The organism is Hyphomicrobium sp. GJ21 (assembly GCF_001006785.1).
Lineage (GTDB): Bacteria > Pseudomonadota > Alphaproteobacteria > Rhizobiales > Hyphomicrobiaceae > Hyphomicrobium_B.
Genome location: NZ_CDHO01000001.1, coordinates 220481 through 233586 on the forward strand (window position 1 = coordinate 220481; position 13106 = coordinate 233586).

The 13106-nt window shown below is 61.2% G+C and carries 17 protein-coding genes and 1 pseudogene; 4 read left to right on the plus strand and 14 right to left on the minus strand.

Translation table 11 applies throughout. The features are described from left to right. Positions 1 to 21 precede the first annotated feature (21 nt). Positions 22 to 333, minus strand: coding sequence for a hypothetical protein (locus HYPGJ_RS01080; RefSeq protein WP_046845481.1), 312 nt, complete (start codon positions 331 to 333; stop codon positions 22 to 24). Between the two features lie 173 nt (positions 334 to 506). Between HYPGJ_RS01080 and hisF the strand changes: the two genes are divergently transcribed. Then, positions 507 to 1283: an imidazole glycerol phosphate synthase subunit HisF gene (hisF, locus tag HYPGJ_RS01085; RefSeq protein WP_046845482.1), complete on the plus strand. Its 777-nt coding sequence runs from the start codon at positions 507 to 509 to the stop codon at positions 1281 to 1283. A 146-nt stretch (positions 1284 to 1429) separates the two neighbouring features. Here hisF and nth read toward each other — a convergent pair whose 3' ends face one another. Next, entirely contained in the window at positions 1430 to 2191 is a 762-nt protein-coding gene (gene nth, locus HYPGJ_RS01090; protein WP_046845483.1) for an endonuclease III, read from the minus strand. A gap of 60 nt (positions 2192 to 2251) precedes the next feature. On the opposite strand from nth, the gene HYPGJ_RS01095 reads away from it, so the two are divergent. After that, on the plus strand, positions 2252 to 2749 hold the full coding sequence (locus HYPGJ_RS01095) for a DUF2244 domain-containing protein (protein ID WP_013217312.1): 498 nt from the start codon (positions 2252 to 2254) through the stop codon (positions 2747 to 2749). 1 nt (position 2750) lies between these two features. Here the strand turns inward: HYPGJ_RS01095 and HYPGJ_RS01100 are convergent, their stop codons facing one another. From HYPGJ_RS01100 to HYPGJ_RS01130, 7 genes are all read right to left on the minus strand, one after another. Next, on the minus strand, positions 2751 to 2963 hold the full coding sequence (locus HYPGJ_RS01100; protein ID WP_013217313.1) for a hypothetical protein: 213 nt from the start codon (positions 2961 to 2963) through the stop codon (positions 2751 to 2753). A 4-nt stretch (positions 2964 to 2967) separates the two neighbouring features. After that, positions 2968 to 3363, minus strand: a complete 396-nt coding sequence (locus tag HYPGJ_RS01105) for a VOC family protein (RefSeq protein ID WP_046845787.1) — start codon at positions 3361 to 3363, stop codon at positions 2968 to 2970. 91 nt (positions 3364 to 3454) lie between these two features. Then, on the minus strand, positions 3455 to 4063 hold the full coding sequence (gene leuD / locus HYPGJ_RS01110; protein ID WP_046845484.1) for a 3-isopropylmalate dehydratase small subunit: 609 nt from the start codon (positions 4061 to 4063) through the stop codon (positions 3455 to 3457). 30 nt (positions 4064 to 4093) lie between these two features. Then, the gene (locus tag HYPGJ_RS01115; RefSeq protein ID WP_046845485.1) at positions 4094 to 4525 is read right to left on the minus strand and encodes a hypothetical protein; all 432 of its coding nucleotides are present in this window, start codon (positions 4523 to 4525) and stop codon (positions 4094 to 4096) included. 76 nt (positions 4526 to 4601) lie between these two features. Beyond that, the gene (locus HYPGJ_RS01120; RefSeq protein WP_046845486.1) at positions 4602 to 5147 is read right to left on the minus strand and encodes a hypothetical protein; all 546 of its coding nucleotides are present in this window, start codon (positions 5145 to 5147) and stop codon (positions 4602 to 4604) included. 132 nt (positions 5148 to 5279) lie between these two features. Further along, entirely contained in the window at positions 5280 to 5690 is a 411-nt protein-coding gene (locus HYPGJ_RS01125) for a metallopeptidase family protein (protein WP_101536097.1), read from the minus strand. 83 nt (positions 5691 to 5773) lie between these two features. After that, positions 5774 to 6586 (minus strand): class I SAM-dependent methyltransferase, encoded by an 813-nt coding sequence (locus tag HYPGJ_RS01130; RefSeq protein WP_046845488.1) that lies wholly within the window; start codon positions 6584 to 6586, stop codon positions 5774 to 5776. 175 nt (positions 6587 to 6761) lie between these two features. Here HYPGJ_RS01130 and HYPGJ_RS01135 point away from each other — a divergent pair, with 175 nt between their 5' ends. Next, on the plus strand, positions 6762 to 7511 hold the full coding sequence (locus HYPGJ_RS01135) for an acyl-homoserine-lactone synthase (protein WP_046845489.1): 750 nt from the start codon (positions 6762 to 6764) through the stop codon (positions 7509 to 7511). 59 nt (positions 7512 to 7570) lie between these two features. Here HYPGJ_RS01135 and leuC read toward each other — a convergent pair whose 3' ends face one another. The 3 genes from leuC to trxB form a co-directional block, all read right to left on the minus strand. Further along, positions 7571 to 8977, minus strand: coding sequence for a 3-isopropylmalate dehydratase large subunit (gene leuC, locus HYPGJ_RS01140; RefSeq protein WP_046845490.1), 1407 nt, complete (start codon positions 8975 to 8977; stop codon positions 7571 to 7573). Positions 8978 to 9088: 111 nt separating this feature from the next. After that, the gene (locus tag HYPGJ_RS01145) at positions 9089 to 9976 is read right to left on the minus strand and encodes a LysR family transcriptional regulator (RefSeq protein ID WP_046845491.1); all 888 of its coding nucleotides are present in this window, start codon (positions 9974 to 9976) and stop codon (positions 9089 to 9091) included. Between the two features lie 115 nt (positions 9977 to 10091). Beyond that, a complete protein-coding gene (gene trxB / locus HYPGJ_RS01150) occupies positions 10092 to 11060 on the minus strand; it encodes a thioredoxin-disulfide reductase (RefSeq protein WP_046845492.1) in 969 nt (322 codons plus the stop codon). A gap of 149 nt (positions 11061 to 11209) precedes the next feature. Here trxB and HYPGJ_RS01155 point away from each other — a divergent pair, with 149 nt between their 5' ends. Beyond that, positions 11210 to 12514 (plus strand): MFS transporter, encoded by a 1305-nt coding sequence (locus HYPGJ_RS01155; protein ID WP_046845493.1) that lies wholly within the window; start codon positions 11210 to 11212, stop codon positions 12512 to 12514. On the opposite strand, the pseudogene HYPGJ_RS18600 reads toward HYPGJ_RS01155, so the two are convergent. Both HYPGJ_RS18600 and HYPGJ_RS01160 read right to left on the minus strand, forming a co-directional pair. Continuing rightward, positions 12511 to 12701, minus strand: a pseudogene (locus HYPGJ_RS18600) (JAB domain-containing protein); the annotation flags it as partial. The gene HYPGJ_RS01155 and the pseudogene HYPGJ_RS18600 sit on opposite strands and share 4 nt — an antisense overlap. A gap of 77 nt (positions 12702 to 12778) precedes the next feature. Then, positions 12779 to 13006, minus strand: a complete 228-nt coding sequence (locus tag HYPGJ_RS01160) for a helix-turn-helix domain-containing protein (RefSeq protein WP_046845494.1) — start codon at positions 13004 to 13006, stop codon at positions 12779 to 12781. Between the last annotated feature and the right edge of the window lie 100 nt (positions 13007 to 13106).

Below are 13106 nucleotides of genomic sequence, written 5' to 3' on the forward strand. Positions count from 1 at the left end.
GGTTGGTGGAACGCAATTCGTTCAGACGGAAATATTGGGGCCGCGCGGAGCAGGCTCGTTGTAGCGGTGCTCGATCGACTCTAGCCAGAGCTTGAGTTCCTTCTCGAGGCTGTCCGTCTGAACGGTCGCTTTGCTATGCTGCAATTCCGTTACGGTGCCCTCGCTGTCGAGCGAGCCGCGAATGGCGTCGTGCTGGGTTGCGAATTTCGTCAGCTCCTCGGAGTGCTCGCCGACGGCGCCGTGCGCTTCGAGTTTCGTGCGCGCCTCAGCAATCCGGTCTTGCAGCGCCGAAAGACGGGCGCGAAGGTTTAGCGGAGCAAAGTCTTCGACCATTTAGAGAATTCCCCTATGCAAGTGCAACTCCAGAGTTCCACGCAACTATGCAAAACTCCACAACACCGCCGGGCGTAAAGAGTTCCTCCGGAATTTGGTTTATATGCTCGACGGTCCCCGCACGCCCATGATAGCCGAATTCGGCCTAATCTCTGAGTGAAAAGAATTCCGTTATGCTGAAGGTCCGCATCATCCCGTGCCTCGACGTGAAAGACGGCCGCGTCGTTAAAGGCGTCAACTTCGTCGATCTCATCGATGCCGGTGATCCGGTTGAGGCCGCGGCGGCGTACGATGCGGCGGGCGCGGATGAGCTTTGCTTTCTCGACATCACTGCGAGTCATGAAAATCGCGACACGATCTTTGACGTCGTCGAGCGCACGGCGAACCGCTGCTTCATGCCGTTGACGGTGGGCGGCGGCGTACGCACCATCGACGACATTCGAAAGCTGCTGGAAGCCGGCGCCGACAAGGTGTCGATCAACACGGCCGCGGTCACCAATCGTGCGTTCGTCAAAGAGGCGAGCGAGAAGTTCGGCGCGCAGTGCATCGTCGTCGCCATCGATGCAAAGAAGGTTTCAGGCGAAGGCGAGCCCAATCGCTGGGAGATCTTCACGCATGGCGGACGCAAGCCGACGGGGATCGACGCCATCGCCTTCGCGCGCGAGGTCGCTGAGCTTGGAGCTGGTGAAATCCTGCTGACCTCGATGGATCGAGATGGCACGAAGTCCGGCTTCGACGTTGCGCTGACGCGTGCGGTATCGGATGCCGTTTCGATCCCGGTCATTGCTTCGGGCGGTGTCGGGACGTTGCAGCATCTCGTCGATGGTGTGCGGGACGGCCATGCGAGCGCTGTTCTCGCGGCGTCGATCTTTCACTTCGGCACGTATTCGATCCCGGAAGCGAAGGCGTTCATGGCGGACGCCGGACTTGCGATGCGGGTGGATATGTAAGATTTGCTGCCGTCTCTCATTGCCGTCATCCCCGCGTAGGCGGGGATCCGTTCAGGCTTCATGAGAGCCGGCGTATTTCCACTGCCATCGGCTTGGATGAAGATCCCGGCCTTCGCCGGGATGACGATGTGTGGGCGTTTTCGGCCTCACGGCGCGGGCGTCTTGTCGGGGTAAAGGCAGATGTCGTTGACCAGGCAGCGCCAGCATTCCGGCTTGCGCGCCTTGCAGACGTAACGGCCGTGCAGGATCAACCAATGATGTGCGTGCAGGGCGTACTCGGGCGGCACGACGCGGAGGAGATCGGCTTCAACCGCCAGCGGCGTCGTCCCTTGCGATAGTGCGAGCCGGTTGGCGACGCGGAACACGTGCGTGTCGACGGCCATCGTTGGATGCCCGAAGGCGATGTTCATCACGACGTTCGCCGTCTTGCGGCCAACGCCGGGAAGCGTTTCGAGGACATCGCGGTCGCCCGGCACCTCGCCGCCAAACTCGTCGACGAGGCGTTGTGACAGCGCGATCACGTTCTTGGCCTTGGTGCGATAGAGGCCGATCGTCTTGACCAGGTCGCGGACCTTGTCTTCGCCGAGTGCCAGCATTTTCTCAGGGCTGTCGGCGAGCCTGAACAGCGCGGGCGTCGCCTTGTTGACGCCGGCGTCGGTTGCCTGGGCCGAGAGTACGACGGCGACGAGCAGCGTGTAAGGATTAACGTAGAGCAGTTCTCCCTTGGGCTCGGGGCTGGCGGCGTGAAAGCGGCGGAAGACTTCGAAAATCTCCGCTTCCGTCAATAGGATGCGGCGGCTTCCTTTACGTGCCGATTTTTTCAGCGGCCGGAGGGTTTTTACGGGCTTGCCTCGGGGGCGGGAACTCGCGATGCTTGACGGACTTTTATCCCTCAGTGCTTTGGCCATCAGAAAGTCCGTATTTGAAATTGCGGTTGCGGACAACGATATGAGTCAGAGAAGCCGAAAATGACGGACAGTCTCGCAGAAAAGCAATCCGCAAACGTCACGCGGTTTGTGCTGCATCCTTACCGGTCGCTGACGCCGCGCGGCTTCACGATCCTGATGACTGTGCTCGGCCTCGTCAGCTTTGCCGTAGGGTCTGTATTTCTATTGATGGGCGCCTGGCCGGTTTTCGGATTCTTCGGCCTCGACGTCGCTCTGATCTATTACGCGTTCAAGCGCAATTACCGTTCGGGCCGACTTTATGAAATGGTGACGTTGTCGCCTGAGCTTTTGAAGCTGACGCGCATTCATCCGTCGGGCCGCTGCGAGGAATTCGACTTCAACCCGTATTGGGCGCGCGTTCGCGTTTCCATCGATCATCCGGACGGTCGGACGTCGATGCGGCTGATGGCTCAGGGCAAGGAAGTGCTGTTCGGTCAGTTTTTGACGGACGATGAGCGGCGCAACTTCGCCGATGCCTTGACTGGCGCGCTGGTGACGACGCGCGGATCGCTGTTCTAATTCAATCGTCGAGCATTGTGAGCGCGGCGCGGCGGTCGCCGGGCTTCAGGCGGAGAAATTGCGTGCGCGCCGCCTTGATGTCTTTTTCAGCGCCCGTTTCGGACGCGGTTTTCAGGGCTTTTGTTGCGGCGTGATCGGCGCCGACGATGAACGCCAGCGCGCCAGAAAGCCTGCCCATCATCGCCGCGTCGAATTTGAAGTCGTCGTCGGCCATGGGATTACTGGAACCTGCCGCCGCGCTGCAGAACCTCGATCTTGTAGCCGTCGGGATCTTCGATGAAGAAGAACTTGCCGAACGGCTTGCCATCGTGCGTCATCGTCTTGATGTCCTTCGGCTGATAGCCGGCAGCGGCGATGCGGGCGCGCTCGGCTTCAAGGTCATCGACGGCAAACGCGACATGCCCATAGCCGTTGCCGAGATCGTAGGCGTCGGCGCGGCCCTTGTTGACCGTCAGCTCCAGCTCGAAATCGTTCTCCGGGTTCTTCATGTAGATCAGCGTGAAATCGGGCCAGTCGCGGCGGTCCGAAATTTTGAGGCCGAAGCAATCCTCATAGAATTTCACCGAGCGGGCTTCGTCGAGCACGCGCACCATCATGTGGATCGCTTTGGCCATCGTCTCGGATCTCCGCTGTTTTTGTTTTCCGCTTTTTTCCTGGATGGCCGGGTCAAGCCCGGCCATGACGTGAAACGTTGGCTACGGCCTCTTACAGCCAAGGACGCGACGACGACGTCGAGGTTTCGAAGGACGAGATCGCCTTCGATTTTTCCAGCGTCAGGCCGATGTTGTCGAGGCCGTTCAAGAGGCAATGCTTGCGGAACGGATCGATGTCGAACTTGATGACGCCGCCGTCGGGACCGCGGATTTCCTGCTTCTCGAGATCGACGGTCAGCGTCGCGTTGGCGCCGCGTCCGGCGTCGTCCATCAGCTTGTCGACTTCGCTCTGCGGCAGCTTGATCGGCAGAATGCCGTTCTGGAAGCAGTTGTTATAGAAGATGTCGGCGAAGTCCGGAGCGACGACGCAGCGGATGCCGAAGTCGAGCAGGGCCCAGGGCGCGTGTTCGCGCGAGGAGCCGCAGCCGAAGTTCTCGCCCGCGACGAGGATTGTCGCCTTGCGGTACTGCGGCTTGTTCAGAACGAATTCGGGAAGCTCGTTGCCGGTCTCCGGGTCGTAGCGCATCTCGTAGAAGAGCGATTTGCCAAGACCGGTCCGCTTGATCGTTTTCAGAAACTGCTTCGGAATGATCATGTCGGTGTCGACGTTGCGGATCGGCAAGGGCGCCGCGACGCCCGTCAGAACCGTGAACTTGTCCATGCTTTCGTCTCCAATCAGCCGCGCCGTCGATCAGGCGCGCAACGTATCCGCAAGTGCCCGGAAATATCCCTCCGCCGCCGTCAGGCGCCGCGCCTGCGGAAAGGCGCCGAATTCCCGGATGGCAGCTTCGAGGTCAAAGGGCTTCAGATGTTCCAGGCGCCGTTTAACGCCAGCCCGCTTGCGTCCGTCAAGATGCACGGCGAGCGCGGCCATGATGGTTTCGAGGTAGCCGGCGATGCGGCCAAGCTCACGCGTGGCCGTCAGCACCGCCAAGCGGTCGTCAGGCGCGTTTTCGAGCGTGCCGAGGGCGGCGGCTGCCCGCGAGAGGGTTGCGGCGATCTCTTCGGCGTAAAGGGCCACCTTTTCGCGGCGGAGTTCATCGAGGCGGGCGGCTTCTCCCAGCCAGCGGTGGATCGTCTCGGCAAAGCTCGATAGGCGTCGAAGGTAGGCGGCAAGCCGCATTGGCAAAATCCTGAACTCTACGGTCCAGGATTTTACGGCCGACGCCGGGCGCGGGGATAAGATTCAGCGGCAGGCGCTATTTGATCGTCGGGTCGTCGTAACATTTGCGCATGTAGGCGCAACGATAGGACCCCGAGAAGTGCATCGCGTCGCCCTTGGCCGGGGAAATGAAGGTGCAGACTTCCTCGAGCCCCTCGGGCTTCAGCCAGCCTTGGCGGCGGCCGCGCTGCACGGCGAAGCAATCGGCGGTTTCTTCATCGGGACCGCGGAACTGGTGGCCGCATTCGTGGGCGTAGATCCACTGTTTGACGGGCGTCGAGACTTTCTCGAGGTATCGCGGATTCATGATCAGGAAGCCAGGATAGGCGGCGCCATAGTCGTCGAGCTTGTTGTCGATGACCGTCGGCCGTTGGCCGCAATACTGCGTGTTGCCGTCAAGCTTGAATTCGCCGGGCTTCACAATGCGACTGTCGCCGCCGACCGTCGCGACGTACTGCTCCGGTGTTGGAATGCCGTCGCCGAGGTTCTTGGCGTCCTGCGCATCGGCGCCGGGCGCAAGCATGAGCATCGCGCCCATGCACAGACCCAAGGCGATCCGGTGAAACAATCCCCGCGCTTCCATCCCCGCTTCCGTTCTCAAAACGACCCCACCGGTTTCGTGCACGTCCCTACAACATGGCGCGAAACGGCTTATGGCTCAATCCCATCTAACTTGTGACGTGTGGGAGGTTAACTTCGCGTGTTCTGACCCTGTTCAGGACGCAGCCCCGGCTTCGATATGCTCCATATCCTCATCGGAAAAGCCGAAATGATGGCCAATCTCATGGATGAGCACATGCCCGATCAGGTGGCCTAACTCCTCCCCGTTTTCCGACCATTCGTCGAGAATAGCGCGCCGGTAGAGGAACACCATATCTGGTTCGCGCGCACTTTCCATGACGCTTTGCTTCGTCAGGCTCACGCCCTGGTAGAGGCCCGTCAGCTCGAACGGATCCTCGATGCCGAGGCTATCCAGGATTTCGTCAGTGGCGAAGTCTTCGACGCGGATGAGAAGATCGCCAGCGATGTCGCGGAATTCTGGTGGCAGTTTTTCCCATGCCTCCATCGCGAGAGCCTCGAACTCGGCGAGCGTCGGGGCCTTGGCGCTGGCCCATTGCACTGACACGTTTGCACTCCTTCCGCTGCCGAACCGCAATCTACCGAGATAGTGTCGCGATAAGCGAATGAAAGGGCTGCGAAACCGCCCATTCAGGCGGTCTTGTCGGCAACAATCAGCAGCTCCTGCAGGGTGAAATGCAACTCGCCGTCTTGATCGGTGCGCGGCTGCAAGAAGGTTCGCAGGCCCGACGGGCCGCTCGTGAGGATGCGCCGAAGTTCGGTGACGGTATCGGGCGCGCATCGCATTCGCGTCACCCATGACGAGAAATCGAGTTCTTTGCCGAACTGCTCTCTCGCGACGATCCTGAAGCCTGCATCCGTCAGCAGGCTGATCCATGTTTCGGGCGGCGGCGCGAGGGCATGGCTCGGGTCGCGCAATTTCTCGAAGGCGTTGTAGGCGGTAGCCGTGTCCGCAATGTCGCTTTGAGATGCGTCCGGCAACTGCTGCGCGTCCGGAGCGACGTTGTCGACGAGGGCGAAGCGGCCTCCCGCCTTCAAGACGCGGCGGACTTCGGCAACGAAGCGACGCAAGTCTGGGAAATGATGAGCCGCCAGGCGGCAACAGACGAGATCGAAGCGGGAGTCCTCGAAGGGAAGCGCTCCAGCTTCGGCCTTGGCGGTCGACACGTTGGCAAGGTTTCGGTCAGCGGCGAGCTTCGCTGCTTCGCGCAGCATCTCGTCGGTGATGTCGCTGGCTATAATGTTCGCCAAGTGTGGCGCGAATGCCGCGGCCATATGGCCTGCCCCGGTCGCGACGTCGAGGCCCTGCCAGCGGCGCTGCGGCTGGGCCAATTCCACGATCCGGGCGAGACTTTCGCCTTTGGCGTGCACATCCGAGGTCGCATACGCGGCGGCGGACGCACCAAACTGCGAGCGGACGAGGTCGGAGCCGTCTTTCGTCATGATGAGCTCAATTAAGCATTAACGGTTTGCTAAAAAGTCTTTTTTAGTCAGGTGTCTCGGCGCGTGTTCTTAACATCTCGCAAGAATATATGCCGCATCGTCGCGCATCGGTTGCATGCTTATGTTCCGTGCCACTTTCTGTGAGCCGTTTGCCATAACTGGTTGAGAGAATTTGATGTCGAAGACGCTCGCGTTTCGCCCACGGCAAGAGTCTATGCCGATCGATGAGGGCTCGTGGCACGGTAACAGCAATTCCTTCGAACTGCGCATTCTCGAAGACGAGAAAGACATTAGTGAAGCCTTACAGCTCAGGGGCCGCGCTTACACGGCCATCGGCTACGACATCGACAAGGCCGACGGCGAATATACGGATCACTTCGATACGCTCGCGACGACCGTCTTGTTCGGCGCCTACGATGGCGGACGTATCGTCGGGACGGTGCGCCTCTGTTTCTCGCTCCCGCAGTCCGTCGCGACGCTGCCCTGCGCCTCGCACTATCCGGCGCTGAGGGATATGCATCGCTCGCAAAGCCACGGCTTCGTTGAAATTTCGAGACTGTCCATCGAGCCGGACATCGCCAATGTGTCTTACCGGACGACGCTTTATGCGTTCCTCGTCCGGGCTTCGCTGACGGCGGCGCTGGCGACGGGTGTCTCGATGCTGCTGATCGCGACGCGGCCCGATTGGGTGAAGTTCTATCGCTATATGCTTGGCTTCCAGCAGATCGGCGAGCCGGCGTTCTATCCGCCCGGCGATTTCAAGATCACGCTGCTCGGCGGCAGCCTGGAGCAGGCGCGCATGCGCCAGCGGCTGCAGAACCGCTTCTTCAAGATCACGGAAGAGGAAGTCGCCAGCATGAAGGGCGCGATCGGACGGACGCTGAGCCGTGCGGATCAGGCCGAAGAGATCAAGATCGCGGTGTAGTTTTGTTGGGCGATGGCGACTCTCCTGCGGAGAGCCGGCCGCCATCGCCGTATTATTGATTAAGCCTGCCAGCTCCGGACGTCGACGAAGTGGCCTTCGAGCGCGGCTGCGGCGGCCATGATCGGCGAGACCAGGTGCGTGCGGCCTTTGTAGCCCTGACGCCCCTCGAAGTTGCGGTTCGAGGTCGAGGCGCAGCGCTGGCCCGGCTTCAACTGATCCGGGTTCATGCCGAGGCACATCGAGCATCCGGGCTCGCGCCATTCGAAGCCCGCTGCCCTGAAGATCTTGTCCAGACCTTCCGATTCCGCCTGCTCTTTGACGAGGCCCGAACCCGGCACGATCATCGCGTAGGCGAGGCGTGACGAGATCTTCTTGCCATCGACGATTTTCGCGACGGCCCGCAGGTCTTCGATGCGGCCGTTGGTGCAGGAGCCGATCCAGACGACATCGAGCGGGATGTCGGTGATCTTGGTTCCCGGGGCGAGGCCCATGTAGTCGAGCGCGCGCTGCATCGAGGCCCGCTTGTTCTCGTCTACGACGTCGGCGGGATTGGGCACGACGCTGGTGATCGCGGTCACGTCCTCGGGGCTCGTGCCCCAGGAGACGATCGGCGGCAGCTTCGCGGCATCGAGACGGATTTCGCGATCGAAGTATGCGCCCTCGTCCGAATGCAAGGTTTCCCAGTATTTCATCGCCATGTCCCAGGCCATGCCTTTCGGCGCCTTGGGGCGATCCTTGATGAATGCGAACGTCTTTTCGTCCGGCGCGATCATGCCGGCGCGGGCGCCGCCCTCGATCGACATGTTGCAGACGGTCATGCGGCCTTCCATCGACAGCGCACGGATGGCGTCTCCGGCGTATTCGATGACCGAGCCGGTGCCGCCCGCCGTGCCGATCTCGCCGATGATGGCGAGGATGATGTCCTTGGCGCCGACGCCGTGCGGTGCGACGCCGTCGACGACGACGCGCATGTTCTTGGCTTTCTTCTGGATCAGCGTCTGGGTCGCGAGCACGTGCTCGACCTCGGAGGTGCCGATGCCATGCGCGAGCGCGCCGAACGCGCCGTGCGTCGAGGTGTGGCTGTCGCCGCAGACGATGGTCGTTCCCGGCAGCGTGAAGCCCTGCTCGGGTCCAACGACGTGGACGATGCCCTGCCGCTTATCGAGCTCGTTGTAGTATTCGATGCCGAAGTCGCGGGCGTTCGTCGCCAGGGTTTCGACCTGGACGCGGCTCTGCTCGTCGGCGATGCCCTTCGTGCGGTCGGTGGTCGGAACGTTGTGGTCGACGACGGCGAGGGTTTTCTCGGGCGCGCGCACCTTGCGTCCGGCCATGCGCAGCCCTTCGAACGCCTGCGGGCTCGTGACCTCGTGAACGAGGTGGCGGTCGATGTAGAGGAGGCATGTTCCGTCCTCGGACTTTTCGACCACGTGATCGTCGAAGATTTTATCGTAAAGCGTTTTTGCCATGATTTTATGGGCCTTAACGGGCGTCGGACGGTGAAACCGGTTAGATAGCGTCAGACCGGCGATTGCGCAAATAAGCCGTCGTCGCAGGTTCGATCAGGAAAGCTTCGCGGTTTACCGAAACCGGCTGATCTTGGATACCAGAAAGTCGCGCAAAAGCTGGACTTTTTTCGAGGCTTTCAATTCCTCGGCGTAGGCGAAGATCAGGTTTAGCGAGGGCTGCTCGAATTCGGCCAGGACCGGCACGAGTTCCGACTGCTCGTCGCTCATGTAGTCGGGGATCATTCCGATGCCGATGCCGGCCTGGATGGCGTATTTGATCGCGACGACGCTGTTGACCCTGAGGGCCGCTTCGCGCGGCGATGCGCCTTCGCGCCCGGCCGTCTCGATCCACGACATGGCGTCGAGGTGCTGCGCCGGAATGCCCGTATAGGCGATGATCCGGTGCTGATCGAGTTCGGCCAGCGTCTTCGGCGTTCCGTGCTTGCGCAGGTACTGGGCGGACGCGAAGGCGCGAACGCGGCTTTCAAACAGCGAACGGCGGATCAGGTCGGCCTGTTCCGGTTCGCGCGTCCAGATCGCAACGTCGGCGGCGCGCATGCCGATATCGACCTGATCGTCGTTGAGGATCAGCTCGACGCGAATTTCAGGATAGAGATCGCCGAATTCCTGGAGCCGGGGCGTCAGCCAGATCGTGCCGAAGCCGATTGGCGCGGTGATGCGCAGATCGCCCGACGGTTTCGAGGTCGAGTCCGACAGCAGCGTTTCGGCAGTCTGGAGTTTGGCGAACACCTCGGCGACGGTGCGATTGAGGAGTTCGCCCTGTTCCGTCAGAACGAGGCCGCGGGCGTGACGATGAAAGAGCGTGACCTTGAGGTTCGCTTCGAGCGCCGAAATCTGGCGGCTGACTGCGGACTGGCTCATGTGCAGCTGCTCGCCGGCATGCGTGAAACTGCCGGCCTCCGCTGCCGCGTGGAAAATACGCAGTTTGTCCCAATCCATCTTCAACGCTTTCGGTGATTGGCCAAGTTGCACCCGATCGGGCGCAGCTCTGAAGCGGCGGCGAAGTCTAGCGAAATATGGTTACGTTACAATGCAGTGTTGGTCAGTCGAGGCGTTATTCGGCGGCGTCCGCTTGGGCTTCGACTTTGGCGAGATACCGTTCGGCTTCGAGCGCGGCCATGCATCCCATGCCTGCCGCCGTCACAGCCTGACGGAAAACCTCGTCCTTGACGTCGCCTGCCGCGAACACACCCGGTATCGCCGTTGCCGTCGAGTCGGGTGCCGTAATCAGGTAGCCGGACGGTGTCGTCTCGAGCTGGCCTTTGAACAGCTCGGTCGCTGGCGCATGACCGATGGCGACGAAAAATCCGTCCGCCGGAATTTTGGACGTCGCGCCGGTTTTGACGTTCTTCAGAACGACGCCAGTGACGGACTTCGGCGTCGTCGTTCCGACGACTTCCTCGACGGCGCTATCCCAGACGACCTCGATCTTCGGGTTCTTGAACAGGCGCTCCTGCAGGATCTTTTCGGCGCGCAGGAAGTCGCGGCGATGGACGAGCGTCACCTTGTTGGCGAAGTTGGTCAGAAACAGCGCTTCCTCGACGGCGGTATTGCCGCCACCGACCACCACGACATCCTTGCCCTTGTAGAAAAAGCCGTCGCAGGTGGCGCAGGCAGAGACGCCGTGCCCCTGGAAATGCGCTTCCGACGGCAGGCCAAGCCAACGCGCCTGGGCGCCGGTGCAGATGATCAGCGCATCGCACGTGTAGATATCGCCGCTATCGCCTTCGAGGCGGATGGGCCTAGCGCGCAGATCGACCTTGTTGATCTGGTCCATCACGATATGGGTGCCGACGTGCTCGGCCTGCGCCTGCATCTGCTCCATCAGCCAAGGGCCCTGGATCGGCTCGGCAAAACCGGGATAGTTCTCGACGTCGGTCGTGATCGTGAGCTGGCCTCCGGGCTGCGAGCCCTGAATGAGCGTCGGAGCGAGCATGGCGCGGGCCGCGTAGATGGCTGCCGTGTATCCGGCCGGGCCGGAGCCGAGGACGATCACCTTGGAATGGTGCGGTTTCTTGGTCATGATTCAAAGCTCCGGGAAGGGCAGATAATTAGGGGACGCGGGATCGGATCGTCAATGACAGGCAAGGTCGGCGCGGCAATAGGGGCATCCGTCAGGTGTGAGCGGGCGGGGCTCGGCTTGTTTTTGGGCAAAACCGGGAGTCTGATTGCATGAACGAGCAGCCGACAGCGCCGCCGGTGCTCGGGATGCGAGAGAGAATCAGGGCCATCCTGATCGGCTCCTCCGGCAATCTGGTCGAGTGGTACGATTTTTACGTCTACGCGGCGTTCTCGCTTTACTTCGCAAAGGCATTCTTTCCGGCGGGCGATCAGACGGCGCAGCTCCTCAACACGGCCGCCATCTTCGCAGTCGGGTTCCTGATGCGACCGATCGGGGCGTGGCTGTTCGGGCGCATGGCGGACCGTCATGGCCGGCGTGTCGCGCTGACGACGTCGGTTCTGCTGATGTGTTTCGGTTCGGCGCTGCTCGCCGTTACACCGGTTTATGCGACGATCGGCATCGCGGCGCCGATCATCCTGCTCGTGGCGCGGATGATCCAAGGTCTGAGCCTCGGTGGCGAGTACGGCACGAGCGCCACTTATCTTTCCGAAATGGCGACAGCCGAGCGGCGCGGTTTCTATTCGAGCTTCCAATACGTGACGCTGATCGGCGGGCAGCTCGCGGCCATGCTGGTTCTGGTTGTGCTGCAGAAATTCGTTCTGACGCCGGCCGAACTCGATGCCTGGGGCTGGCGCATTCCGTTCGCGATCGGCGCGGGACTTGCCGTCGTCGCTTATGTCATGCGGCGGGATCTCGCCGAGACGGAAGCGTTCCATCGCTCGAAGCGGCGTGAGGGCTCGCTCAAGGCCCTGTTCGCCCATCCGAGGGAGGTCGCCATCGTCGTCGGATTGACGCTCGGCGGCACGCTCGCGTTCTATACGTACACGACCTACATGCAGAAATTTCTGGTCAACACGTCGGGGTTTTCAAAGGATACCGCGACGCTGATCTCGGCTTCCGCGTTGTTCGTCTACATGCTGATGCAGCCCGTTGTCGGCGCGATCTCGGACAGGATCGGACGACGTCCCGTGCTGATCGCGTTCGGCGTGCTCGGCGTTTTGTTTACGGTGCCGCTGCTCACTGCAATTCAATCGACGCAAGATCCGCTCGCCGCCTTTGCCCTGATCGTTGCGGGTCTCGCGATCGTGTCGTGCTACACCGCGATCAACGCTGTCGTGAAGGCGGAGCTGTTTCCGACTTCGGTGCGGGCGCTGGGCGTCGGATTACCCTATGCGCTGACGGTGGCGCTGTTCGGCGGCACGGCGGAATATATTGCGCTCTGGCTGAAGCAAGCCGGCCGCGAGACGGACTTTTTCTGGTACGTCACGATCTGCATCGGTCTCTCGCTCGTCGTCTACGCAACGATGCGCGACACGCGCAACGACAGTGCGATCAACAAAAGCGAAGGCTCTTAGATCAATCGCAACGCCTTGAGGCTGGCGTGGCCGTGGCGGCCGACGATGACGTGGTCATGGACAGTGACGCCCAGCGGTTTCGCGGCGTCGATGATCTGCTTCGTGACATCGATGTCGGCGCGCGACGGCGTCGGATCTCCCGACGGGTGATTGTGGATCATCCCCCTAAAATCCGAACCGCATTGATATTCCAGACATTTTTCTGGATTTCGGTGGAGCTGGTGCCGGGGAATGGGGCATGTTCCCAATGATCGACCGTGATTATCACGGCTGATCACCGGTGAGTTCAGTGAGTCGCCTTGATGCACGGCAACTCACTTTATTCCTTCCGTCCCACGCTTCAAGCTCGTCGATCGGATAGAGGACGGCTTTGCCAATCTTAACGAACGACGGGCCGATCTTCATCGCACGCCAGTTCCGAAGCGTTCCAACCGAGACGCCGCCGCGATAGCGCTCCGAGACTTCCTCCGGGGTAAGAAATTTGTTGTCCAATGTCAGCCTCCCTCGATCGACAAGGTGGTGTCGCTCATTCGATGGTCATCGAGCGCGAGGCGATTTCCTTGAGTACAATGTCACCCGACGTCACCATTGG

Bases quoted from the DNA above. Each gene is read 5' to 3' on its own strand.
- HYPGJ_RS01080 (WP_046845481.1), bottom strand. From the start codon at position 333: ATGGTCGAAGACTTTGCTCCGCTAAACCTTCGCGCCCGTCTTTCGGCG.
- hisF (WP_046845482.1), top strand. From the start codon at position 507: ATGCTGAAGGTCCGCATCATCCCGTGCCTCGACGTGAAAGACGGCCGC.
- nth (WP_046845483.1), bottom strand. From the start codon at position 2,191: ATGGCCAAAGCACTGAGGGATAAAAGTCCGTCAAGCATCGCGAGTTCC.
- HYPGJ_RS01095 (WP_013217312.1), top strand. From the start codon at position 2,252: ATGACGGACAGTCTCGCAGAAAAGCAATCCGCAAACGTCACGCGGTTT.
- HYPGJ_RS01100 (WP_013217313.1), bottom strand. From the start codon at position 2,963: ATGGCCGACGACGACTTCAAATTCGACGCGGCGATGATGGGCAGGCTT.
- HYPGJ_RS01105 (WP_046845787.1), bottom strand. From the start codon at position 3,363: ATGGCCAAAGCGATCCACATGATGGTGCGCGTGCTCGACGAAGCCCGC.
- leuD (WP_046845484.1), bottom strand. From the start codon at position 4,063: ATGGACAAGTTCACGGTTCTGACGGGCGTCGCGGCGCCCTTGCCGATC.
- HYPGJ_RS01115 (WP_046845485.1), bottom strand. From the start codon at position 4,525: ATGCGGCTTGCCGCCTACCTTCGACGCCTATCGAGCTTTGCCGAGACG.
- HYPGJ_RS01120 (WP_046845486.1), bottom strand. From the start codon at position 5,147: ATGGAAGCGCGGGGATTGTTTCACCGGATCGCCTTGGGTCTGTGCATG.
- HYPGJ_RS01130 (WP_046845488.1), bottom strand. From the start codon at position 6,586: ATGACGAAAGACGGCTCCGACCTCGTCCGCTCGCAGTTTGGTGCGTCC.
- HYPGJ_RS01135 (WP_046845489.1), top strand. From the start codon at position 6,762: ATGTCGAAGACGCTCGCGTTTCGCCCACGGCAAGAGTCTATGCCGATC.
- leuC (WP_046845490.1), bottom strand. From the start codon at position 8,977: ATGGCAAAAACGCTTTACGATAAAATCTTCGACGATCACGTGGTCGAA.
- HYPGJ_RS01145 (WP_046845491.1), bottom strand. From the start codon at position 9,976: ATGGATTGGGACAAACTGCGTATTTTCCACGCGGCAGCGGAGGCCGGC.
- trxB (WP_046845492.1), bottom strand. From the start codon at position 11,060: ATGACCAAGAAACCGCACCATTCCAAGGTGATCGTCCTCGGCTCCGGC.
- HYPGJ_RS01155 (WP_046845493.1), top strand. From the start codon at position 11,210: ATGAACGAGCAGCCGACAGCGCCGCCGGTGCTCGGGATGCGAGAGAGA.